The sequence below is a fragment of the Carboxylicivirga sediminis genome (assembly GCF_018156225.1).
GTDB classification, from domain to species: Bacteria; Bacteroidota; Bacteroidia; order Bacteroidales; family Marinilabiliaceae; genus Carboxylicivirga; species Carboxylicivirga sediminis.
On sequence record NZ_JAGTAR010000003.1, the window covers coordinates 128004 to 152966 of the forward strand.

Genomic DNA, 24963 nt, shown 5'->3' on the forward strand with positions numbered 1-24963 from the left:
CTGTATTAAAAGTTAGAAAGTAACGTTTAAGCCCAAAGTATAGGTACGAGGTAGCGGGAACCTTCCTGAATCAATACCTCCACCAGCTACTTCTGGTGAACTGCCAGAAAAACCATTGAAATAGGCCAGGTTAGCTCCGGTTACGTAAAGACGAATATTCTGGAATACATTATTTGCTATAGCTCCGCTAAGATTATAGCTCAATGTTACTTCGCGCAAAGCCAGGTAATCTCCTTTTTCCCACATGCGTGAACTACTGTTGTCAATAGAACCCTGATCGCCACCTGCTGCCATGTGATTACGCTGACGATCCACTAAAGTGAAAATCGGAATATTTGAAGTAGGATTATCTGGTGTCCAGGAGTCACGTATTTCAATCGGGCCATTCTGATTACCCTGAGTTTGAGCTATCCCTTTAACCCGGCGTCCGTTTATAATGTAATGCCCAACAGCAAAATCAGTTTTAACAAACAGGTTAAAGTTCTTATAACTCAGGTTCGATGTCATACCTCCAACAAAATCAGGCGTGGTACGGCCAATCACTTTACGATCCAAATGATTGATAACACCATCGTTGTTCAAATCTTTCCAACGTGCATCACCCAAGAAGCGGGTGTCTTTGCGGTGTGCAAATTCAACGGTTCTATCAGCATGTTCATCAATGTCATCCTGCGTTTGATAAACGCCATCAAACACATACGCTGTGATCAGGTCATAACCCACACGCTGACCTTCTTGTAGTCCACCAACGTATTTCGTTTCGCCGGTTGCCGGATCGTAAATCTCTGTTCCCCCCTGACGGTTATTATCAACCCCATTGGCCGGTAATTTGTGCGCATAATTTCTTACCGAATAGTAGGTTACTCCCAAATTCCAATTAAGATCATTCTTTTTAATTACATCGGCATTCAGCTGAATTTCCAGACCTTTATTACGAAGTGTTCCGTTATTCGTAGTAATTGATGAAAATCCTGTCCATAAAGGCAAAGTCAGCCCTGCCAATTTATCCTTTACATCTCTCACAAAATAGTCCGCCATCAACGTGATGCGGTTATTAGCGAAACCTGCATCCAATCCGATATTGAAAGTTGTTGAGCGCTCCCATTTCAGATCTAATAAAGGTAAACGGTTATTTACATAACCAGCCTGAGTATCATAAACGTTTGATGTAGCATAGGTACCGAACACACCAAAGTTTGATAGTACTTCAATGTTACCATTTACTCCATAACTCAAGCGTGGCTTCAAACTGCTCACAATCGATTTCATCTTAGAATCTTTGTAAAACGCTTCGTTGTGCACATTCCATCCCACCGATACGCCCGGGAAAAAGTCATACTTGTTGTTTCCTAATCGGCTGGCACCATCGCGACGGAAGGTTAAGCCCAAAAGGTACTTATAGTCGTAATCGTAGTTGACCTGTCCAAAAACAGAGGCAATCTCATAACCAGTATGATATGAATAAGGTATGCCTGATGCTTCAGAACCCACATTCATGGTATAAATCAGGTCTGTTGGTGATAAACGGGTGGCGGCATCAAACTCAAACTCTTTCTCCTTGAAATATTCGAAGCCAACTAACGCATTAATGTTATGTACATCGTTAATACGCTTTTTATAGTTGAGCATTGAAGTCACCTGGTTACGCAACATTCTGTCATGTGACACAGAGGATTTACGATCGGTATTTAATCGGCCTGAGCTCAAATATGCTTTGTTAAAGGCCTCATTCGAATTATTGATTGTAAAATGACTGCCTCGTAATGTTAAAGTAAAATCATTCAGAAACTTGTAATCCATCTGAACAGATGCTGTTAAACGCTGCTCAAGGTTAGTCCGTACAAACTTGTCTTTGTAATACAGTGGATTACCAAAACCCAGATAAGTACCTGGCTGGTATTCGTCAGACAAGCTTCCATCCGGATTGTTATTATAAATGCGAGAAGTTGGTGCTAAACCGGCTGTACGCTGGAATAAATTGTATTCACTATCGTATGGCAAGTTCTGGTTAGAGTGCGCATAGATAATATTAGATGACACTTTAACGTTATCCGAAATATTATAAGACGCATTAAAGGTTCCTGAGTAACGCTTAAATGCGGATCCAAAAACCAATCCTTTATCATCTAGCATACCGAGGCCCAGGTAATACGTTCCTTTATCATTACCTCCATCGAAGGACAAACTGTAATCCTGTCCGTAGCTCTCCTGGTAAAACAGTTCATTCATTTTATTCTCCTGGAAAAGCAGCGTTTTCCCAGGCTCTATTGGATCATCCATAGTTTGCCATCCATCATAATTCAACAAGTATTTGTTATCATCGGTCAAATACATGGTGGTATAAATAGAGTTGGTAGCATTGTTGCCAGTAGCAGCAGCATGAGCGCCTGTCAAAAACTGATTCAGCCATGCATAACCCATCACATCCTGAGCAGCTCGCACTCCTAAACGATTAAACTTCACATAATCGGCCGCACCCAAATACTCCATCGGATCTTCACGACGCTTATTGGTTGTGAATTTGGATCGGAAGGTAACATTTGACTTACCTTTCTTACCTTTTTTAGTGGTCACCAAAATAACACCATTGGCAGCACGCGCACCATACACCGCAGTGGAAGCTGCATCCTTAAGTACTTCCATCGATTCAATATCGTCGGCGTTCAAGGCATAAAATGAACCTGGTACACCATCAATTAAAATCAGTGGCGTTCCTTTCCCGTCAAAACTAGTACCTCCGCGTAACACCAGGCTTGGAGTTGAGCCAGGCTGTCCTGTTGTCTGAGTTACCTGCAAACCGGCAATGGTACCCTGCAACGCAGTAGCTGCATTTGAGCGCGGCGCACTTTCTAACACCTTAGTATCCAATTTAGCAATTGAAGTGGTCATCTCAGCTCTTGACTGAGTAGTATAACCAGTTACCACCACTTCATCCAATCGTTTCAACTCTTCCACTAAAGTAACGTTAATGGTTTGCTGTGTACCAACCGCAATCACCTGCGTTTGAAAGCCAATAAATGAGAAAACAAGTGACTCATTTGCATCAGCCGAAATCTGGTATGTCCCATCAATACCAGTAATTGTTCCATTCGTGGTATTTTCGACATACACCGAAACACCAGGTAAAAGTTCTCCTCCGGCATCTTTTACCACACCTGTAATAAGGTTTTGAGCTAACACACTACCTCCTAATATCCAGGATAATAGCATGAGCAAGCCCAGCTTTTTTGTTAATAGTTTCCTTTTCATAAATTCAAATTTTATTGGATTATGTCATACATAATGCGTTTCAAAAATATGAGATTTAATTTTTTTTTCAAAAGATTTTGCTAAAATTTGTGGGGAGATAATCATGCATCCTATGACAGATAAGACAAAAAATAATAGCCTAAACATCACCGCAGTTGATTCAAGCAGCCTTGTTGACAAGGTGGAACAAACGTTAATTGATTTATTAATCTCTGAGAAATTGAACCCGGGTGATCAAATTCCAAAAGAACTGGAATTGACAGAAATGTTAGGTGTTTCGAGAACCGTTATACGTGAAGCGCTCAATCGGCTTAAAACCATTGGTCTTATCGAATCTACAAAACGGAAAGGCTCAACCATTAAAAGTCCGGATCTACTTTTCCTCTTAAAGAAAAGCTTGATCCCTAATATTCTGGATCAAGCGACTTTAAAAGATATTTTCGAACTAAGACTGGTGATTGAGATTGGGATGAGCGATTTAATTTATAATCGTGCTACGCCAGAGGATATTGCAGAATTAGAGCAGATTGTTGCAACAGAGCCAGATTCGTCCAAAGAAGTCCTTTTTGATGTGGACCATGAAATCAAATTCCATGGAAAATTGTATCAGATTTCGGGCAATCACACATTAATTGATTTTCAGACAATTTTATTACCTGCCTTCCGATATGTATATGATTCCGGGATGATTAAAAGTCCTGATCATGACTCCAAATGGGTTTCGCACCAGGATCTAGTAAAGATATTAAAGGATGGTAACGCGAATAAATTCCGTAACGCCATGCGCAAGCATCTGGACAGACATTTTAAGGGGTATTTTAAGTGAATCATAGACTCACAACCCCTTATTAACATCTTTCGGTAAAAAACTACATCTCAAATCTGATACCTTGCGAAAGCGGTAACTCGTTGGAATAGTTAATCGTGACTGTTTGCCGGCGCATATAATTTTTCCAGGCATCACTTCCGCTCTCTCGTCCACCCCCTGTTTCTTTTTCTCCGCCAAAAGCACCGCCAATCTCAGCTCCCGAGGTGCCAATATTGACATTCGCTATACCACAGTCGCTCCCATTATGTGAAAGAAAGCATTCAGCCTCCTGCATATGCATGGTCATGATGGTAGAAGACAAACCTTGCGGCACATTATTCTGTATAGCAATAGCCTCTTTTAAATCCTTATAAGATATGATGTAAAGTAAAGGGGCAAACAATTCTTTTTGCAAAACGGGCAAATTGGCATCAACCAGTGCTATGGATGGTTTGACATAGTATCCGTTTTCCAAACCATCAATTTGCAAGGCACCTCCTTCTAATAAAAACTTACCACCTTGCTGTTTGCACTCCTCTATACCTGAAACATAGCTTTTAACAGCTGCTTCGTCTACCAGAGGGCCCATGTGTGTGTCTGCATCTAAGGGATTACCAATTTTAACTTGCTGATAGGCATGAAACAAGCGTTCAATGACCTGTTCAATAACCGTTTCGTGAACAATGAGCCGACGGGTTGACGTACAACGCTGACCTGAAGTGCCGATAGCTCCAAAGTAGGTGGCAGGAATGGCAATATTTAAATCGGCGTTCTCAGTGATAATCATGGCATTATTACCTCCCAGTTCCAACAAGGATTTACCAAATCGTTTAGCCACCTCCTGAGCTACCGCTTGCCCCATTCGCACAGAACCTGTAGCCGATATCAACGGAATATGCTTATCTGCACTCATCCATTCACCTACCTCTTTGGCTCCTGTTACCAGGCTACTGATAGCCCCTGGTAAATTATTTGCTTCCAGTACATCTGCCATTAATTTATGGCATACTAAAGCCGTCAATGGTGTTTTTTCTGATGCTTTCCAGATGCACACATTACCGCATATCCAGGCAATGGCACTATTCCAGCTCCACACAGCCACCGGAAAATTAAAAGCTGATATAATGCCAACTATTCCCAATGGATGCCATTGCTCATACATCCTGTGCATAGGACGTTCGCTATGCATAGTCAGCCCATACAACTGTCGCGACAGACCAACCGCAAAATCACATATATCTATCATCTCTTGCACTTCACCATAGCTTTCCTGCAAACTTTTTCCCATTTCAAAAGCCACCAGTTTGCCTAAAAACTTCTTTTCTGCTCTTAGTCTGTCACCAAATTGCCTAACAACCTCACCCCTTTTGGGTGCAGGCACATTACGCCAATCAAGAAAAGCCGTTTTGGCATCTTCAACAATTTTGTCGTAAGCGTTTCGATCGGTACATTTTATTTTGGCTATTGACTGCCCGTTAACGGGTGAAGTAACGTCTAACAATGAGGCATTTGATCCGACAAATACTTGTCCAGTCCATGTACCTTCATTAACTGGTTTTATTTCAAAATGATCTAATATTTCTTGTAACATATGCTTCATACATTTTATTATCACTCAATAGGAATTAGCTTTTTGGCTTACCTGTCTGGCTTGAATAAGTACTTTCAAATATTTTATCTGCATTGGCTGTTTCGAAGCCATCTCTTCTATGCTTTCTTTCAATTTCATTTTCTGGTATATGTGCAAACTCAGGCAACACTTTTCGTTCGGCAAACTCCACGTAACTACCCGCTATCTGATGGATATCCTCATTTGCAAAAGTGGCAGCCATCATCTTTGAAACCGACGAACTCTGTTTCAGTAAGCCATCCTTACTGGTTTTTATCAATCCTCCAGCATTATTTAAAGTGATACCTATTGACATCAGGAATTCATTAAACACCTCCAAGGTATTGTATGGATGTGGCAGGTTGTGAACACTAATAGTAAAATGATTCAGGTAATATTTGTTGTAAATGGTCCACGAGGCATATTCACTCACTTCAGCCAGCATCTGAAATTCTTCCCAGGAGGGAGTTCGCCATAGTGGAGAGTGCAAAAATTCATCAACCTGCATAGCATTATTCAAATCTAAATATTCGACAGGATCTGTTTTTACCTCATCTGTAAACGAGGTGATGACTTTTTGAATAGAATCAGGGAAATCATTAACGCGTAACTCACTGATAAATATTCTTGGAAGACTATTCTCCGGAGGTGCATACCAGCGTGCGTTTATCTTCTTATGCTCAAAATAGAAATCTTCCCTGGCCACGTAACCATGGTATAAAAATATCTTTTCCAGCGACTGAATGCCTAATTGCGGTACTCCAATGGTTCGAAAGGCAATATGATCATTTTCTATATCAGACAATTGGCTAATAATACCTTTATCTTTCAACGCATGCATTATTTTGCCTACATCCGATACGCGTTGCTGATACCGGGTCATGAGCCCATCTAATATTTGATAAAGTGTATCCATGGCTATATCTGTTTTTTATAATACTTTCCGTATGAAGTAGATAGAAAGTCATCTAGGTTAATATCTTCTTGCTTTAAATAGCCTTTAGAAGGCGTTACTCCCTGATGAACCAGCTCAACAACACTACAAACACTGGACGCTGTTGTCCAGGAAATTGCCCTGTATTCCTGTCCATCAATCTCCTGAGGTAAATAAGTATGGAAAAATTCTTCTCTAAATAGCTTATCACCCTGCCAGCCTTCCACTGCCGCATAAACATACACTACATCTTCCTTAACCGGTGGTTTAGCAATAGTCAAAATATCCTCCAGCACCTCCTTTTTATCTTTCAGAATGAGTTCAGTAATCAGAAAACGCATCAACCGTGCATGCCCCGGATAACGAATGGTTTTGTAATTCAATGTATCTACCTTACCATCAAGTGTTTTGCATAAAGTACCCAGCCCTCCACTTGTATAAAAGGCTTCATATTCTCGCCCTTCAATATTTATGGTTTCTAATCCCATTAATGATGAAACGTACTTTCTTTTTCCATTGGTGATAACTTCCGCATCCTCAATGTATTCGTTAATAACACCGGCTGGTGACCAGTTAAATGAATAGCCCAATAAACCGTTCGGATATCTTGGCAAGGCGCCTACTCTTAGCTCCACATCTCTGAGTTTATCAAAACGCTTCACCAGGTCATATCCAACTATGCCGATGTAGCCAGGTGCTAATCCACACTGCGGTGCCATAATTCCCTTAGAAGTTGCCGAAAGTTTCATAATTTCATCGGATGTCTTGACATCCTCTGTTAAGTCAAAATAATGAATACCTGCCTGATGAGCCATTTGAGCAATGATGATATTATACTTATACGGCAAACACGATACCACCGCATCAAACTCTTTAAGTTTCTGAAAGGCAGCTTCGCGCTCCGTAATATCGATCATTGAGCTTTGGAATGAATATGAATTAGCTATGGGTTGTGAATCGAATCCATGTACATTAAAGGATTTGTTTAATAGAATGGCCACAAGCGATCCTACTTTCCCCAGGCCAACAACAGCAATGTTTTTAATCATTATAAAATATTTTAGGATGGTTAACTCTTGATTAAATATATAAAAGAAAATCAACTACACAAAGAGTTGAAATACTAATAATTACAACAATTACAAGGTCCTAAAATAGTGTTACTATAAAAGCTAATTCTGTGACGAATTGTTACAAAATAAGTAGCTGCACTATCAAACGAGATGATTAGAAAGAAGAAAAGCCATTAGCCATGTTTAGCATGGTTAATGGCTTTATAAAGTAATATTAATACAATAATCATCCGGTTTTTAGGGCATGAGGTAAAAACAAATTAATATTGGTCATCCATCGAGCGCCTCACTATGGGAGAATGCCATTTTAAACAGAATAGAATGATGAATAGCTCATCCGCTTGAGTTTGGGGATATCTATATAGCGTATTTGCCGGCCATTGAGCTCAATCAGTTTATCCTCTTTAAATTCAGATAACATGCGAATTACGGATTCAGGCACCGTACCAACTGCACTGGCAATTTCCTTGCGCGAAATGGTGGCTTTTAAGGTGTTATCTTCATCCAACTGGAAAATATCCGCTAAATGCAATAAAGTTGCTGCCACCCGTTCCCGAATTTGCTTTTGAGAAACATTCAAAATAAAGCGCTGAGTCTCTTCCAGTTCCATACAAGCCATTTGTAACAACTTATAAGCGAAATTTGTATTGGTACGTACCAGTTTCAGCAGGCAGCCTTTTTTGATAAACCCTGCTTTAACGGGGCCGGCAGCTTCACTGGTTGTGCAAGCCAACTCATTGGTCATCACAGAGCGAAAACCAAGTATCTCACCTGAGCGAGCATACCGAATCACCAGTTCCTTACCTTTTGCACCACGTTTAACCTGTTTAACGATGCCTTCGATAATCAGCATGAGATGCTGTAACGCACAACCTTCATGATACAGTGCTGTTTTACTATCCAACTCTTTGTGAACAATATTATCCGCCAGATATAGCTTTTCGTCACCTGACAGACAATCAAATAAACTAAAACTATTTAGCAATGCCAATGATTCATTCGTGCTGTGTTTCGTTCTCATACTTTAAGAATTCAGAAACTGAAAGCCAGCATATTATTACTTGTTGAGCCTTCGGTCCTATGGTTAATTTCGCCCTAAAAACAGTTCGAATTACAAATATGCAATAAGTAATTGAGTAAACTTTGCATCCTAGCTAATTTAACAATTAGGAATAGCCGGTGTGGTGAAACCGGCTACTCCTATTCTACTCAATTAATAAGTATCAATTAATGATTTATGCTTAAGCTTTAAGGTACTTGCCTTATCAACCTGTCCTGTATGTAATCTAAACCGAACCGCATATTTCTCTCCGGGTAACATATCGAAATAGTTGTCGCTAAACTGTCCATCCAATTCATCAAACTCCAGCATTATATCCTTTACAAGGGTAGGTGATTCAAGTTCTATCTGTAATTCATCGGGTGATAAGATACTAATCTTGGATACGATTTCGGGCACTGATAACTTCAGGTCTTTGGGCGAGACAAAATACAAAGGATTACGAGAAGTAACATGGCTTCCGTCCATCAATGTAACATCAAGCACCAGTTCAGTCGGGTCATGGCTCTTAATAATATCTTTGATTGGTTTTTTCAATACATTCACACTTGTATTGGCCAACAGTTTCACATCAACATTTTCTTCCCAAATTACCTGCCCTTCAAGGTCGGAGAGTTTTAACTGCAGCCTTCTATCCATATCTTTGGTCAAATCAGACACCAGGTAAACTTCAACTGTATCGTTTTTAATTACAGCCGATACCAGCTCATTGGCATAAGCATCTCTCACCTTATAATGCAAGGCTTTCCAACGGTTGTAATAATCAACTGACGACCATGAAGCCACGGGCCAGCAGTCGTTTAACTGCCAATACAATGTCCCCATGCAGAACGGCATGGCTCTGCGATGAGCTTCAATGGCCATTTTAATTCCTTTGGCTTGTAATACCTGGCTAACATACACATACGATTCAAAATCCTTAGGCCAATTGTAATCGCGTTTGATGTATTTATCAATAACCGGATAACCCACTCGATGCTTTTGGTGTGCTTTCATCACCTCCGAATCAATCGAACGGTCTGCCGGCAAGGTAAAAGCATCAATGGTTTTCATCTCAGGTAACGACTGAAAGCCATATTCGCTCATAAAGCGGCCGATATTTTCCTCCTCCAGAAACACTTCGAAAGGATCCTGAGCATGCCATACAGCCCACAGGTGCACATCTCCATCGCTATTCACCGGATAGCCCCAACCATACTTTGGCGAAGAAGGCCAATAGGCTTTTGAAGGATCATAGGCATTGACCACCTCAGGCAATAACTCATTAAATAGCTTTTCGTAATCGTGCCATACCGTTGCTGAATCTGCTTTTGTGAAATGACGCGACCAGCGCCAATCCTGCCAGCCAATGTAGTTCTCATTATTGCCACACCAGAGGGCAACAGATGGGTGGTTGCGCAAGCGCTTAACATTCTCTACCGCCTCCTGGCGCACATTCTCAAGGTAATCAGTTTCGCCAGGATACATGCTGCAGGCAAACATAAAGTCCTGCCACACTAATAAGCCCTTTTCATCACATAAATCGTAAAAATAATCTTCCTCATAAAAGCCACCACCCCATACACGTAACATGTTCATGTTGGCATCAAGGGCATGCTGAATTACCCGCCGGTAATCGGCCGAGTCTACTTTGCTCTGGAAACTCTCCTGAGGTATGTAGTTGGCTCCCTTTGCAAAAACCGGTACCCCATTTAACTCAAAGTGAAAGGAAGAGCCCTTTTCGTCAGGATTTTGAACCAGTTTTAATTGACGCACCCCAATCCGGCTCGATTCCCTATCCATTAATTCGTCCTCTCTAATTAAGCGGGTTTCGATGGTGTAAAGATGTGGCTCGCCAAGTCCATTGGACCACCAAAGCTTTGGCTGGTCTATATCAAACGTACAAATAATCCTGTTCAAGCCTTTTTTGAGCGATACTGTCTGTTGTTTGTTTACATTGGCTTCGTCACAGCTAACAATCAGTTCAACATCCGCTTCAATCAATGACTCAATTTCGACTTCGGCCTGCAAACGGGCCAAATCAGTACTTACATCATTCTGAACAATAAACTGATCGGTGATCTGAGCTCCACTCCAGGCTTTTATATAAACGGGTCGCCAGATACCGGCAGTAATGTAAACAGGGCCCCAATCCCAGCCAAAATGAAAGGCCGGTTTTCGGGAGTAAACATAGTCATCAAACAGTGGAATGGTATCCGCTTGTCGCAGTATGGTATTAGCATCCACTGCATTCCGGAAGCAGACTTCCAGCAGGTTATCTGTGAGCTTCACATGTTGCCTGATGTCAGCGGCCCACGCACGAAAGTAGTTATTAGCAGCAATAATTGGCTGGCCATTCAGATAAACATCCGCATGGGTATCCAGGCCATCAAAACACAACACTATCGATTGGTTGTTCAGGAACTCCTTATCTACATCAAAGTTTGTTTTGTAAATCCAGTCGCGCTCGCCTATCCATTGCAGTTCCTTCTCGTTATTGCGGTAATAAGGCTCCGGAATCAAATCATTATCAAATAAATCCATATGAACAGAGCCTGGTACTTTAGCGGGTAAGAATTGCGTACTGTCTTTCTCTGCAAAAACCCAGTTACTTTCATTCAACGAAAAAATTTCGGGTGTTTTATCCTTTAACGGTTTCTGACATCGATTAAAGATAAACAGGCCAAATAAAGCAATTACAACATAAACTGAAACTTTCATTTTTAACGATTTAGCAATGCTTATAGCAAGCATTTCGGTTATAATGCTGCAATACTAGTTTTCCAGTTCAGGATTAAAAAATTCTTACTAACATCGTATTAAAAGCCGATAATATTGTAACACTGCCCTTGGTTGCATGCTGACAAACTATCGGTTTATTATGAATGATGAGAGTAGGGAATCATCACTTAAACTGATCGTATTCAGGATTTACGCACTGCTCCTTCCAGCGGTTGTACATAAACCTTAACCCGTCAACGCTTTCGGGGTATTGCCCTTTGTCGTCAGTTGCGTCTATCCACTTATCAAGGGTTGTACGCATCCGGTTTAGCTCTCCCAGATACTCCTCGCTATAAGCCAGATTATTGATCATATCCGGGTCCTTCTCCACATCGTAAAGTTCTTCAGATGGACGCTCATTACCCCAGAATTTAGCTGGATTTTCACCTAACTTATCTTCGCTCGCCAATTGATGCATGCGTTTGCTTATGTCCCATTCATCTCGGTAATTTGGCTGCATATATGGTCGATCCGGATAAAAATTGCGAATGTAACGAAACTCTTTTGTGCGCACCGAACGGATTCGATCGATGGTAAAATCACAACGATCGCGAACTGAAATAATGAATTCACGCGGCTGATAGTCGGCTGCCAAAAAATCGATACCTTCCGTATATGATGGTATCTCAATATTGGCCAGTCCAAGTGTTGTGGTTCCGATATCAAGACCACTTATTAAATCATTATTGACTGTTCCCTTTTGCAATTTCCCATCTTCCCCATAATAGGCTATTATGAATGGCACATTTGTACCAGAATCATACAAAAACTGCTTATGCCGCCATAAACGCATACCATGGTCTGAGATGAAAAAGATATAGGTATTTTCGAGTAAGCCATCTTGACGAAGTGCTTCCACAATTTCGCCCACCTCTCTATCTGTCAGCTCAATGCATTCAAGATGATTGGCTAAGTCCTGACGAATAAAAGCAGAATCAGGGTAGTAAGGAGGTACTTCCATCATATCAGGGTCAATCGCTCTTATTCTTTTTTCCTTAAACTTTCGGTTATACACATGTTTATTGCCATACAATTGAATCTGGCCGAAAAATGGCTGCCCCTCTTCACGGGCATTCCAATCGATTTTATTGCCCGACATGCCATACATGCCAATGGAGCGAAAATCACCTTCATACAGGTTACGTCTGTCGTACCAGAAGTTATAATCATCTTTCCCCCAATTGTAAGTGAAATAACCGGCATCCTTAAACAGTTCAGGTATCGTTTTAATGGTATCCGGCAAAAAGATAGCTGATGCCAAATCGCGACTGCTGTGATGATTATGCAACCCTAATGTAGTTGGCATTGTGCCCGTGATGATGCCCGACCTGACAGCAGAACAGACGGCAGCCGGCATGTGCACATTAGTATACTTAACCCCGTTTATTGCCAATTCATCAACATTTGGGGTATTTACAATGTTGTTACCATAGCAACCGAACTCCGGACTAAGATCTTCCACGTAGATCCAAAGAATATTGGGTTTAATTGTTTCCTTTTGGCAGCCAACTGTCATTATTAGTGTACTAAAAAAAACTAATAGCAATTGAAGTTTATTCATCTTTATACTTTTTGAATCTTTTCATTCATATGCTTATACCGCTGCTGATATTCACTTGGAGTAGCACCTTTCAACAGCTTAAACTGCCTGTTAAAAAATGACTGGTTATTAAATCCGCATAATGCACTTATTTGTGCTACCGACAAATCCGAATCCATTAACAGTTCACAAGCATAACCAATTCTCACGTCGGTTAAGTACTGATTAAATGTTTTGGTAGTTTTAAGTTTAAAAAAACGGCAGAATGCGGTCTTACTCATGCTGGCGAGGTTTGCCACGTCATCAAGCTGAATGGGTTTCTGAAAATTATTGACAATATGCTCAAGTACCTTATTCAGCTTTTCTGAACTCTGCTCATATCTTATACGCTTAAAAGAGGATGAGCATATAGGTGTTAGATCATTTAGGTCGGTTATATGATTAAGAATATTAAGCAGTCCAATTATACGATTAACACCCGTACAATCAATAATAGCCCACATCTCTTTTATAACTTTAGTGCGGGTGCGCCCGGTAATTTTTAATCCACGAGAGCTAAAGTCAAGCATCTTGCTAATCTCTTTGAACTCGGGTAGCGAAAAGAAGGTCTCGCCAAATGCATCGTTCTTAAATTGTATAACAATAACCTCGGCATTGATGGCCGAATCTGTTGCGTGGTAGTTGTCATCATTTTTCCAGACATGTGGCAGGTTGGGGCCTAAAAGCACTAAATCACCATGAGTAAAATTTTCCACACTATCCCCAACAAAACGCTTACCTGTACCATTCACTATATATATTAATTCATAGTCGGGATGATAGTGCCATGGACTATCCATGTATGGCAAAATAGTATGCTTTACTCTGAATGAATGAAGCATATTTGCTGACAGATATTCTTTCTGGGCTTTCATAATGGTACAATATTATCCCAAAATAACATCATTTCTATTTTATTGCTAATATCATATTAACTATTGCTAATATTTTACAATTCGCTGAATATTTTATCCAACATACGCCTTGCTAAATGAGACATCGTATAATTGAAGGATGCAACTATAACCGCCATTCCTTTGACTTTTAATTGTAAAGACTATTTTTGCAATCACCTTTCTCAAATCATTTGTGCAAGCGAAAAAATTTTTGAAGATAAAAGCAACCATTGCACAAAAAACGTATCTAACAAACAAACTGCGGTGGGGACAGTGGTTTAATAGTTAATAATACATGCTGAATTTTCTTTCTCAGACCGGCACTAAATAGTATTGGAATGAAAAGGATATGGATATTAACACGAATACAGCTCAAATATTTGAAGTTTAATTAATACTTATTGAATAATAGTGAGAATGATAATGAGAAAGGTCGTACTATTTATGCTATTGCTGCCATTGCTGGCAAGCTGTTTGAAAGATGATTACGTTGATTACACAGCCATTGATGAAGAGATTATTGTCAATTACCTGGCTGAAAACAACATTGAGGCCCAGCGCCACGCTTCAGGTTTATATTATAAAATTATTGATAAAGGAAGCGGAGCCCCTATTGGTAGCGATATATCAAAAGATGAGAAAGTTACATTCTCATACAAGGGGTATTTAACCAATGGTAAGGTGTTTGCCGATACGGAAGGTGAAAATGTCACCCAGTATTTATCAAGATTGTTGATTGGCTTCCAAATTGGCTTTCCGTATATTAACCGCGAAGGCGAAATACAACTGTTCATTCCTTCAGGCTTAGCTTATGGCAATTCTGGCGCTAATGGTGTACCAGCCAACTCTGTGGTTATATTTGATGTAAAAATAGACAGAGATCAAACTGAGATTGATGAAGATATTTTAGCTGCTTTCCTAGAAGAGAATAACATTGAAGCCGAGCGTGATGAGTCTGGTCTTTACTACCAGATTATTGAACCAGGTGAAGGGAGCAATGCTACTGACAATTCAATAATTGATGCATCATATAAAGGTATGTTTATGGATGGTGAAGAGTTTGAGACTGGTACCTTGAGCAGAACACCACTTAGCAACCTTATTGAAGCCTGGCGTGTAGGTATCCCAAAACTAAAAAAAGGTGGTAAGGCTATTTTTTATTGCCCTTCGCAATTATGCTATGGTAGCTCACCCAAGTATGATAAAGATGGCAAAATAACTATACCGGCCAACAGCATACTTGTATTTGAGATTGAACTGGTCAACTTTCAATAAAGCGAATTGCCCTTCAAGGCAATGATATTTATGTCTATCTAGTTAATATCTGAGCCCTGGTTCATACTGAATCGGGGCATTTTTGTATTTTGCAGGCAAATAAGTCATTATGAGCGATACTTTTTTTGAAAAAGAAGAGAACGTCAGGCAATACCTTGAAATGACGTCTGAATACGACGGCACATGGTTTTATGAACAGTTTCAAAAGCATATTCCAACATCAGGAAAAATACTGGAACTGGGCATGGGCCCTGGCAAAGACCTTGATAACATCCGGCAAAAATACAATGTAATTGGTTCTGATTACTCCTTTGTATTTGCCGAACTTTATAAGCGTCAGCACCCCGAGATAAAAGTGATGGTGCTGGATGCGGTGACCATCAAAACAAAATTGCACTTTGACTGCATCTACTCCAATAAGGTGATGCATCATCTTACAACCAGTGATTTTAAGCAATCGCTTGCAAGACAGGCAGAAATACTTAATAGTAAGGGATTGGTTTTGCATACATTCTGGCGGGGTTCAGGTAAAGATGAATTCCAGGGGCTTCTGTTTCAATATTACGAGCAGGATGAGCTTCAGCAGTTGTTTGGCGAACAGTTTAATATTATCCATATTGCCAGTTATCAGGAGTTAAAACCCGATGATTCAATTATTGTAGTGGCTCAAAAATCAACTTAATATGGACATTAACAGAACGGAGATAGAACAGTTAATCCACAAGCAAATAGCTTCGCTTGAGCGAAAAATAAAGTCATTAAAAGAACTTACTCAGGCCATTGCTCCCGATGATGCCATAGGACGTATTAGCCGCATGGATGCTATCAACAATAAAAGTGTTAATGAAGCCGCTTTACGACAGTCGGAAGCTAAACTCAAGAATCTTCACATGGCCCTTGAAGGTATTCATGAGGCCGACTTTGGGATATGTCTTCAATGTAAAGGCCCCATCCAACCCGGACGGCTGGTTTTAATGCCCGAAAGTCGTAAATGCATGAAATGTGCCCAATAAAAAAGGTGCCTATCCATTACAAATAAGCACCTTTTTCATTGGTTTGCTATATGACTTAGCTATAGCTCAAAGCCGCATTATAGCTCATTATTTTCTTCTCCATTACTTTCCTCAGCGGCTTCCTCATTAGCAGCTGGTTCTGATGACTTGAATCCTGCAACAAATTTCTTCTTCTTGCTCTCAGGCGCCATAATAAAGGTATAGCCCCTTTCGCCTAATCCCACCTTCTGCTTACGATCTTCCGCTTTAAGTTCCTGTACAATGCTGTTGAAATTTGAATTGGAAGATAAGGTCTGCATCATGCTGTTCTTATAGACAAAATACACCCAGGTATTGGCATCAAACTCAATATACATTTCCAGTGAATTACCGCTACGCTTGCGGGTTATCTCTGCCAATACCTTCACTTCGCGATTGACAACAAAGTCCTTTATATAGGCCAAGTCAGCTTTCCCATTGGCCACAAAAGCACGTTTTTGTGTATCCCACTCAAAATCAATATTACTAAATAACAGCAATTGATGAAGTTCGGCTGGTAAGCCTTGCCCCTGTCCTGTTGCATTGCGGTCATTTTCAGCTTTAATGGCCTGCTGTCGCCCACACCATTCAGCCAAACGACTAACAAACGTTTCCTTGCTTAACTTTGATGCCTTGGCCGATGATGACAGAATACTGCTGTATAGAACATCCTGTGCTTCAGCACTGAAGAAAAAGTCAATCCCCAACATCGTTGAAAGGGTAATATCATTCTTATCTCTCTCGTTTACAATTGTACCACTGGCTTTCGTTTTTACCTGATCCAAATCTATCCCCATTTCAATAGCCCCATGACCTTGTATGTTGCAGGCGGCCTCAGAAAAGCGCATCAATGTACCTGTTGTATCCGGGTTGGCCAACTTACTGGCCGAAGCTATATCAAAGGATTGCTCCTTGCTGTTATACACCAGAAATCCCGATGCATTAATCATTGGCACATCACTATAGTCTTTTCGGTCCTCAGCAAATGATGAGTAAATATGCGTGCTATCCTTTGTTATAAAGAAGTCCTTGTAAATATTCTCATATTTAAAATTCTGCAGTTCTTCACCAATCGGTATACGTACTTCTTTAGGGTCTATTGGTCCTTCAAAGCGCACATAAGTTTGCGGTCCTCGCGAGCAACGGTGCAACATCTGGGCTCCTCCACTGAAAGTCAACAACTGTTCTTTGGCGTTCAGCCTGGCATCACCCTGATAAGCAAAGTGCGAGTCGAAGGTAAATAAATCCTGAGGAACAATTTTCGTTTCTGCAATGGTCATTTCTTCTTTACCATACTCAATGTTGTGCATATTGAGCGTTAGTATTTTACCATCACCATTAAAATAGTCGTATTTCCCATAACCTTTGTATTCATACCTACCGGTAATATTTACTTTGGCATCGTAAAGGGTATGCTTCACCAGTGAGTCCTTATCAATAATAATACGCACACTATCCAGCGGGTCCAGTACTGCATCCTCACGAATGGTTACCATACCATCGTTGAGCATCAGGTTGGCATCTCCCACCTCTATGTTTTTCACTTCTTCAGCATAAATAGTTTTGGTTTCGACATCGTACATGGCCATAGGCACATAAAATGCCAGCGAATCCTGTCGACGATGTGTCGATACAAAGCGGTTACCCTTCGAACCACGTGCTCCCATGTAAATATCATTTTTATCCATGTCCCACGAGAATTCGCTGATAAATGACACATAGCGGTTTTCGGTAAAATCAACACGGCTTCCTCCAGAACGAGACTGGAATGTACCCTGCCGCGTTTCAAAATCAATGCTTGAAATCAGGTTGGTAGTGGCAAAACTAACACCTTCCACTTCGGCACCAGAGAGGTTAAAGTCTGATGAATCGGCCAAAATCGCATGGTCGCCAAAATCAATATCCTTAGACTTTACATTGGCACTGCGCATGTAGAAGGTACCTCCTCCTGTCATACCATAAGGGGTAATTTTGATTTTCCCCTGCAGCTGCGCTTCCTGGTTATACATAGTGAAGTTCTGCTCCTGACTTGTTGCATAAAACTGGTCCTGATGGGGCATATACTCCACATATATGTATTGAGAACTGACATCGGGGAATGGTGGATTTTCCAGTTGTTTGCCCACAGTAAACTCATGCACCTGCCCTTTCACCATATCTGGTAAAAACGTAAAGTCTTCGGAATGCGAGATACTTGTCAGATAATTTAATACACCATTACCTTTGAGTCCCTTATTACTTAGGTCAATGGTATTGGTAAATGTAGATTTACCGCCATAAACAGGATAACCTTCTGGTGGTGTTTCACGCCTGAAACCAAGAGAATAATCGGGTCGTATCGTCAGGTTTTCCCTGAATGTGGGAAAGATATTTGACTCAAACTCACCACTGAAGTTAAAGTTCGTCCGTTTCAGCGTATTGATACTATCCATTTCAAACGGATCGAGCGTAAAGAAAAACTCATCTTTATGATATGCTCCTCCCTGTACCGCTGGGCTATCGAAATAAACGTAAGACTCAATCTGACTATTAATAATCGGATAATGCGGATTACTTTTAATACCCGACTTATTATCTGGCTCATCAATCTGCAGGTAACCGGATAGTTGCGAAATGGTATTACCCACATCTTTTAGTACTGGCAAGCCGAAATAATCCTTGTCACCTGATTCAACCTTCATTTTGAGCGAATCGATGTTGCTCATATCTATCCTAAAATCATCGTATAGAAATTTAAATCCATCGCCCGATAGTGTTAGCATACCCGCATTGATAGTGCCATTAAACACAAAGTTCCGGTTTTCTTTTAATATGATGGACTGATTACGAGGAAAGAACACAACATTCTGATGGTCGCAAATGGATATGGTTTCAACGCCATTAAGGTTTAAGTCAAAGTTAAGCAGGTCAAGACGTGCATTGGTTATTTCACTATCTGTAAGCGAGGTAAAACGAATCACATCATAATCCTTTTTGCCTAATCTAAAGTCTATGTAATCATTCAACCGTTGACGAATTGTTATTTCATCGGTATTAACATTATAACCTATAAATCCATAAAACGACAATTGGATGAGCTGTTGCCTTACAGGACTCTCAGGGAAACCCATAAACTTAGCATATTCTGCAGCTGTAAATACCTGACCATGAAAATAATTGCTACAGTTTCTAAGTCCCTGCAAAGGATGGATGGCATCCATTCCCTGTAACTGGTTATAAAAATCTTCCCTGAAATAACTTAATGATTCAAAAAAAGCCTGATTTTGAGCCGCACCAGTAAGCATACGCAAATCCATGAACTGCGCTCCAATTTTCCACCTGATCAACTCTACATCCATGCTAATATTATGGAAAGTATCAAAGTAAGGACTCAGTGCCAAACCTTCGCCATTACGTATAAGGTGTATCTCTTCCAGATCGGCCATATACTTAAATATCAGCCCGGGATGATAAATAAAACCCCTGTCCATTACAATAGATACCTCGGTATCGTTACTCAACACCTGGTCTTTTCGCAATGCAAAGTAGAGCGATTTGGCGGTAATAAAAGTCGTATCGTTACGCGAAATAGTAATGGTGGCAGGATTTTCATGTGTACCAGCCCCTAAAAATTTTGCACCATTTTGCGCAAAACCTCCTTCATAATCAATGTTAGGATGAATTTTATCAATGCGAAAACGTTGCTCAGTGGTTACAAATTTAGGATAGATGGTTGTTCCGGGTGAGGTTATTTGCATCACCTTGTGCTCCAATGAACCATGCAAGGGATAGTCAAAATAATGACGATTATAGAACTCCACACTATCAATCTCAAAAGAAGGTTTATCCATCTCCACCTGGTAACCATCAAATGTAGCGTAAACAATATTGGCGTCAAAACCGCATCGCTCCCAGGTCACCCGCCCCTTTCGACCCAACCATTTCTTTTCAAGTGGATAAAGAATACCTGAAGTATTGAATATAACGATACTATCCCTTTTTGACACACACACCAAATCAGTTGTGCCCACATGCAAACTAAGCTCTTCATTAGTATACTCGTAGTTAAACTCACCAGAGCGTGCATACCAGGTTAAAGCCGGAGTGGTGTATACCGCATTGTTTTCAACCAGGTTTTTACTAATTACCAAAAACGATTTGAGATGCCTTAGTGCATACCTGGGCTGATTTAACAAATCACTAACCGCTTGGTGCCAGTTTTTGAAGCTTTCTGCCGGATGCTCACTGGTTTTAAAAGCCATTATTGTACTCAGATAGGTATTATAATCGGGATATGGCCGGGCCTTTTTCTTCGCCATCAGGTTACAGGTCTCAATCATCAGCCCTTTAAGCTCATCCTCCTGTCCCATCCAGAATATTTCAAAGGCCTCGATAAACTCTTTTGCAGCTTTTTTATCTGTTGCCCCCTTAAAAACTTCCTCCATCTCATTAACAAACAGTTCAGCCTGTCCGCTAAATCTCCCTTGTCCTTTTATGAGTTGTGCTCCAACACTTACAAAAATTAATACGGCTAGTAGTCGTTTAATCATATAATTCAGGTTCTTCACTTGCGTTTATGACGCAAAATTCGTTACTCGGCCTTTATATACGCAACTGCGGTCCAATTGTTATCTGTTTTTTGAGATATCATCGTTAACCCATGACGAACAGCTTCAGCATCAATGACAGCTAAGTCTTCGGTATAGAATCCACTAAAGAAAATTTTACCGTTGGTTCTTAACACATTGGCATAACTGGCCATATCGTTCAACAATATATTTCGATTAATATTGGCCAATATCAGATCGAATTGTTTATCGCCCAACAATTCGGCTCCGCCAAGCTGAATTTGCATATTGGAGATATGATTAAGCTGTAGATTATCGAGTGCATTATTATAAGCCCACTCGTCAATGTCAATACCAATAACGTCGGTAGCTCCTTTCATGGCACACAACATGCCCAATATGGCGGTTCCACAACCCATATCCAGCACGTCAAGCCCTTTCACGTCTGCTTCCAGAATATGCTGTACCATCAAACTGGTTGTTTCATGATGTCCGGTGCCAAAGGCCATTCGCGGATCAATAATAATATCATATTGACAGTGATGTTCCACTTGATGAAATGAACTGCGAATTATGCAATCTTCTCCTATAGTGATTGGTTGAAAGAAATTTTCTTCCCAAACCTTATTCCAGTTCTGGTCGGCAATTACCTCACTTGAATAGCTCCATTTAATCCCTTCAATCGGGCAATAAAGTTCTTCGAGATTGGCATTGGCAAAGTCTTTACTGGGAATAAAAGCATCAAATCCCTTGTCATTCTCTTCAAAACTATCAAATCCCATCTCTCCCAATTGAGCAATAAGCAATTCATTGACCACCTCATTGGGTGGCATTACCAGCACCGAAACCTTTGTATATTCCATCTTACTTTTTTTTTGCAAAAGTATCTAAAAAGTAAATATACCTGCTGAAAAAAGAATCGGATGAGCACATTTTGACTCATCCGACTTTATTCATACATATTTAATTTTTACTATGGCTTTTCAAATTTAGTTAACTCACTATAGCCCATCAACTTGCCTTTTCGATGACTTTCTGTTCTTACTACACCTACTCCTTCGGCATACCACTCAACAGAGCTGACAGTCATATTCATGATGGCTTTCGTGACAATATCCTGTGATATTTTGACACAATTAAATGTACCAGCTGGTGTTTTAACTTCCTCTTCGGCTTCAACCTTTCGGTTAACCACACTAACTGTCATATTCATAGGGATGGGCGTTCCTGTGACCTCCATCCTGATATTACCATCTTTAAGCGTTTGGCCTACTTTATAGGAAGACGGAATATCGATTTCATCCATGGTTAATTTTACTTCCATATCCTTGTAGGCATCCATCTGTTCCTGGTTCAGATAACCGTTCATGTCAATGTAAAATACGCCATCAACACATTTGAAAGTAACCTCACTTTCCATTGGTTCATCTTTAGAGCCAGGGGTTTCAAACACCTGATGAACCGTAAAACTTGAGGCATTACCATTATGCTCAACGGCTTTCAACTCCTGCTTCACCAGGCCTGTTACTTTTCCCTTTTTGTCGTAATGAGTTAATTCTGAGCGTGTACCCTCTTCATAGGGTATGTAAGCTCTACATTCCTGCGCTGTCAGGTTTGACACCTGACACAGCAATAAAATTCCAATAATATACTTCATGGTTTTAAGGATTAAATTTGATTATCAGCTAACTAAGTTATAACATATTTCTCAAGAGTTAAAACATCAAATTCCCATGTTTAAGGCCGTTATATCGCATCATGGTATTATAGCCTTCTTTAAGTCAAACGACATATGTATATTTCATTTCTTTGAGTATCTTTATCTGTCAATCATACTAGGATATAACTAATGCTAATTAACCAAACCAAATCGCTAGCAGCTATACTACTGATTCTTATTGGCCAGTTATTAAACCTGACGGCTCATGCGGAAGAGCTGAAAGAGATTCTGGTTCTTAATTCGTATCATATTGGTTTTAAATGGACGGCCGATATAAACAGGGCTATATCTGAGCACTTTGAAAGTGAAGAATCTGTGCGGATTTTTTATGAGTTTATGGATAGTAAACGTTTCAATACCGATGAATATTTTGAGGCGCTTTACCAACAATATTTCATAAAATATAAAGGTCACAAAATTGATGGCATCATCTGTTCAGATAACAGGGCTTTTGATTTTTTCACCCAACATGGAAAAGAAATTTGGGGAGATATTCCAGCAGTATTTTGTGGGGTGAATAATATTAATGAACAGCTTAACCTGGTTGACAGCAGCAAGCATGTAATTGTACATGAAATAATAAATATAAAAGGCTCCATTGAGCTGATTGAGCAATTGCAACCAAACCTTGAAGAGTTAATTGTAATATCTGACAAAACATTATCGGGAAATATATTTTTGAGTCAATTTATTGATGCGTTTAATGCCGAAACTCGAAACTTTTCCTATCAGATAATTAACAACACAGAACCGCAGCAACTTAAACAAGCACTTCATCAGTTACCTGCAGCTAACAGGGCAGTTTATCTACTGAGCCTATATACACAACGTGATGGTATTCCTAACGAGATGATACATGAAAGCAGGTACTTTTTTAAAGATGTGAACATTCCTTTGTATAGCAACTGGGATTTTCTTATGCCCGATATGATTGTTGGTGGTCAGCTACTAAAGGCCCATGATCAGGGAAAACTTTCGGCTGAGCTGATGCAACAAATACTTAAGCATGAGTCGGTATCCTTGCATAACTTTCCGCCTGATTATACCATCTTCGATGAACATCAGCTAAACAAGTATCAACTGAATAAGGAAAATGTTAATGTTGATTTTCAGTTAATAAATGAAGAAATCAGTTTTGTTCGCGCGTACAAAAAAGAACTAATTGTTGTATTAAGCATTCTTAGTGTTTTTATTTTCATAATCCTTCTGCTTGTAGGCGATATCATCAAACGTAAACGCATTGAAATAAGCTTTATCGAGAGCGAAAAACGGCTCGAATTGGCCATCAACGGAGCCAGTGAAGGGTTGTGGGATGTTGAGATAAGTAAAAACTATATATACATAAATGAGCAGTTTGCTAGAATGCTAGGCTACCAATCAGCTGATGAACTCACCATTAACCTTGATAATTGGCATTTACATGTGTTTTCGCAAGACGTCGAACAAATGCGAGAGGCCTTTAACCTGCACAAAGTTGGTAAGGCCGAGGCTTTCCAGTGCGAAGTAAGAATGTGTAACAAAGACAAAAGCTATTCGTGGTTTTCAATCCATGGTAAGATTACAGAGTTGATTGATGAGGAACCCAACCGTATTACTGGAGTTATCCTAAATATTAGTGATCAAAAAGCCTTTGAAAACGAACTGCAAAAAGCAAAAGAGAAAGCTGAAGAAAGTGACCGATTAAAATCATCTTTCCTGGCCAATATGTCGCACGAAATACGCACGCCCATGAATGCCATCCTGGGTTTTACCGACTTGTTACTATATGGTCAGCTGAGCAGTAAAGAGCAAACAGATTATCTGCAGATGATTAAACGTGGTGGCGAAAATCTGTTAACCCTCATCAACGACATCATTGACATTAGCAAGATTGAATCAGGTGAGCTTAAAATTAGTAACGAGTTAATCAATATTAAGGAACTGGTTAATGAAGCCTATGAAGTAGCATTGAGCCTTTGCAAAAATTTTAAAAAGCATATTGAGATTAAGATAGTCTCAAATATTCCCGATGACCAATCTTTCATCTATACTGATCCACTGAGAGTTTATCAAATACTATTAAACCTCTTATCAAATGCCGTTAAATTTACCGATAAAGGTCAAATAGTCATCACATATTGTATCGATGAAGACAAGCACCTAAAAATCTCCGTGGCAGATACAGGCCCCGGCATCTCAGAGAAAGACAGACATCTTATTTTTGATCGCTTCCGTCAGGTAGATGAATCAACCAATAAGAAGCACGGAGGAACAGGTTTGGGACTTTCAATTACAAAGAGCCTGGTTGAATTGATGAACGGACAAATTGACCTCTACTCAAATCCACCTCATGGTGCTGAGTTTACCATTGTTCTGCCCGTCATACTAAAGCAACACATGGTTGAAGGGTAACAGGTTTTATGCAAAGCTTTATATCTTTACA

Annotated in this window: 16 protein-coding genes; 5 read left to right on the forward strand and 11 right to left on the reverse strand. The window is 40.1% G+C overall.

The window, feature by feature from the left end; translation table 11 throughout:
• Nucleotides 1–12: 12 nt before the first annotated feature.
• A complete protein-coding gene (locus tag KDU71_RS03400; protein WP_212188494.1) occupies nucleotides 13–3249 on the reverse strand; it encodes a SusC/RagA family TonB-linked outer membrane protein in 3237 nt (1078 codons plus the stop codon).
• A 112-nt stretch (nucleotides 3250–3361) separates the two neighbouring features.
• Between KDU71_RS03400 and KDU71_RS03405 the strand changes: the two genes are divergently transcribed.
• Entirely contained in the window at nucleotides 3362–4075 is a 714-nt protein-coding gene (locus KDU71_RS03405) for a FadR/GntR family transcriptional regulator (protein ID WP_212188495.1), read from the forward strand.
• A gap of 43 nt (nucleotides 4076–4118) precedes the next feature.
• On the opposite strand, the gene amaB is transcribed toward KDU71_RS03405, so the two are convergent.
• From amaB to KDU71_RS03440, 7 genes are all read right to left on the reverse strand, one after another.
• A complete protein-coding gene (amaB, locus tag KDU71_RS03410) occupies nucleotides 4119–5648 on the reverse strand; it encodes an L-piperidine-6-carboxylate dehydrogenase (RefSeq protein ID WP_244828156.1) in 1530 nt (509 codons plus the stop codon).
• A gap of 34 nt (nucleotides 5649–5682) precedes the next feature.
• Nucleotides 5683–6582 (reverse strand): DUF1338 domain-containing protein, encoded by a 900-nt coding sequence (locus KDU71_RS03415; protein ID WP_212188497.1) that lies wholly within the window; start codon nucleotides 6580–6582, stop codon nucleotides 5683–5685.
• Between the two features lie 2 nt (nucleotides 6583–6584).
• The gene (locus KDU71_RS03420) at nucleotides 6585–7649 is read right to left on the reverse strand and encodes a saccharopine dehydrogenase family protein (RefSeq protein ID WP_212188498.1); all 1065 of its coding nucleotides are present in this window, start codon (nucleotides 7647–7649) and stop codon (nucleotides 6585–6587) included.
• Between the two features lie 331 nt (nucleotides 7650–7980).
• Nucleotides 7981–8694 (reverse strand): Crp/Fnr family transcriptional regulator, encoded by a 714-nt coding sequence (locus KDU71_RS03425; protein ID WP_212188499.1) that lies wholly within the window; start codon nucleotides 8692–8694, stop codon nucleotides 7981–7983.
• A gap of 192 nt (nucleotides 8695–8886) precedes the next feature.
• A complete protein-coding gene (locus KDU71_RS03430) occupies nucleotides 8887–11433 on the reverse strand; it encodes a beta-mannosidase (protein WP_212188500.1) in 2547 nt (848 codons plus the stop codon).
• Nucleotides 11434–11617: 184 nt separating this feature from the next.
• Nucleotides 11618–13054, reverse strand: coding sequence for a sulfatase family protein (locus KDU71_RS03435; protein ID WP_212188501.1), 1437 nt, complete (start codon nucleotides 13052–13054; stop codon nucleotides 11618–11620).
• 2 nt (nucleotides 13055–13056) lie between these two features.
• A complete protein-coding gene (locus tag KDU71_RS03440; RefSeq protein ID WP_212188502.1) occupies nucleotides 13057–13947 on the reverse strand; it encodes an AraC family transcriptional regulator in 891 nt (296 codons plus the stop codon).
• A 444-nt stretch (nucleotides 13948–14391) separates the two neighbouring features.
• Here KDU71_RS03440 and KDU71_RS03445 point away from each other — a divergent pair, with 444 nt between their 5' ends.
• From KDU71_RS03445 to KDU71_RS03455, 3 genes are all read left to right on the forward strand, one after another.
• Nucleotides 14392–15243 carry an FKBP-type peptidyl-prolyl cis-trans isomerase gene (locus tag KDU71_RS03445; protein WP_212188503.1) on the forward strand — a complete coding sequence of 284 codons (852 nt, stop codon included), beginning with the start codon at nucleotides 14392–14394 and terminating at the stop codon, nucleotides 15241–15243.
• Between the two features lie 109 nt (nucleotides 15244–15352).
• Entirely contained in the window at nucleotides 15353–15925 is a 573-nt protein-coding gene (locus KDU71_RS03450; RefSeq protein WP_212188504.1) for a class I SAM-dependent methyltransferase, read from the forward strand.
• 1 nt (nucleotide 15926) lies between these two features.
• On the forward strand, nucleotides 15927–16256 hold the full coding sequence (locus tag KDU71_RS03455) for a TraR/DksA C4-type zinc finger protein (protein ID WP_212188505.1): 330 nt from the start codon (nucleotides 15927–15929) through the stop codon (nucleotides 16254–16256).
• Nucleotides 16257–16333: 77 nt separating this feature from the next.
• Here the strand turns inward: KDU71_RS03455 and KDU71_RS03460 are convergent, their stop codons facing one another.
• From KDU71_RS03460 to KDU71_RS03470, 3 genes are all read right to left on the reverse strand, one after another.
• Nucleotides 16334–20803 carry a hypothetical protein gene (locus KDU71_RS03460; protein WP_212188506.1) on the reverse strand — a complete coding sequence of 1490 codons (4470 nt, stop codon included), beginning with the start codon at nucleotides 20801–20803 and terminating at the stop codon, nucleotides 16334–16336.
• A 41-nt stretch (nucleotides 20804–20844) separates the two neighbouring features.
• Entirely contained in the window at nucleotides 20845–21684 is an 840-nt protein-coding gene (prmA, locus tag KDU71_RS03465; protein ID WP_212188507.1) for a 50S ribosomal protein L11 methyltransferase, read from the reverse strand.
• A 110-nt stretch (nucleotides 21685–21794) separates the two neighbouring features.
• Nucleotides 21795–22478, reverse strand: coding sequence for a TapB family protein (locus KDU71_RS03470; protein ID WP_212188508.1), 684 nt, complete (start codon nucleotides 22476–22478; stop codon nucleotides 21795–21797).
• 192 nt (nucleotides 22479–22670) lie between these two features.
• Here KDU71_RS03470 and KDU71_RS03475 point away from each other — a divergent pair, with 192 nt between their 5' ends.
• A complete protein-coding gene (locus KDU71_RS03475; RefSeq protein ID WP_212188509.1) occupies nucleotides 22671–24932 on the forward strand; it encodes a sensor histidine kinase in 2262 nt (753 codons plus the stop codon).
• The last annotated feature ends 31 nt before the right edge of the window (nucleotides 24933–24963 follow it).

Coding starts and splice junctions, on each gene's coding strand:
- KDU71_RS03405 (WP_212188495.1), top strand. CDS start 3,362: ATGACAGATAAGACAAAAAATAATAGCCTAAACATCACCGCAGTTGAT.
- KDU71_RS03455 (WP_212188505.1), top strand. CDS start 15,927: ATGGACATTAACAGAACGGAGATAGAACAGTTAATCCACAAGCAAATA.
- KDU71_RS03445 (WP_212188503.1), top strand. CDS start 14,392: ATGAGAAAGGTCGTACTATTTATGCTATTGCTGCCATTGCTGGCAAGC.
- KDU71_RS03450 (WP_212188504.1), top strand. CDS start 15,353: ATGAGCGATACTTTTTTTGAAAAAGAAGAGAACGTCAGGCAATACCTT.
- KDU71_RS03415 (WP_212188497.1), bottom strand. CDS start 6,582: ATGGATACACTTTATCAAATATTAGATGGGCTCATGACCCGGTATCAG.
- KDU71_RS03475 (WP_212188509.1), top strand. CDS start 22,671: ATGCTAATTAACCAAACCAAATCGCTAGCAGCTATACTACTGATTCTT.
- KDU71_RS03400 (WP_212188494.1), bottom strand. CDS start 3,249: ATGAAAAGGAAACTATTAACAAAAAAGCTGGGCTTGCTCATGCTATTA.
- prmA (WP_212188507.1), bottom strand. CDS start 21,684: ATGGAATATACAAAGGTTTCGGTGCTGGTAATGCCACCCAATGAGGTG.
- KDU71_RS03425 (WP_212188499.1), bottom strand. CDS start 8,694: ATGAGAACGAAACACAGCACGAATGAATCATTGGCATTGCTAAATAGT.
- amaB (WP_244828156.1), bottom strand. CDS start 5,648: ATGTTACAAGAAATATTAGATCATTTTGAAATAAAACCAGTTAATGAA.
- KDU71_RS03470 (WP_212188508.1), bottom strand. CDS start 22,478: ATGAAGTATATTATTGGAATTTTATTGCTGTGTCAGGTGTCAAACCTG.
- KDU71_RS03420 (WP_212188498.1), bottom strand. CDS start 7,649: ATGATTAAAAACATTGCTGTTGTTGGCCTGGGGAAAGTAGGATCGCTT.
- KDU71_RS03460 (WP_212188506.1), bottom strand. CDS start 20,803: ATGATTAAACGACTACTAGCCGTATTAATTTTTGTAAGTGTTGGAGCA.
- KDU71_RS03440 (WP_212188502.1), bottom strand. CDS start 13,947: ATGAAAGCCCAGAAAGAATATCTGTCAGCAAATATGCTTCATTCATTC.
- KDU71_RS03435 (WP_212188501.1), bottom strand. CDS start 13,054: ATGAATAAACTTCAATTGCTATTAGTTTTTTTTAGTACACTAATAATG.
- KDU71_RS03430 (WP_212188500.1), bottom strand. CDS start 11,433: ATGAAAGTTTCAGTTTATGTTGTAATTGCTTTATTTGGCCTGTTTATC.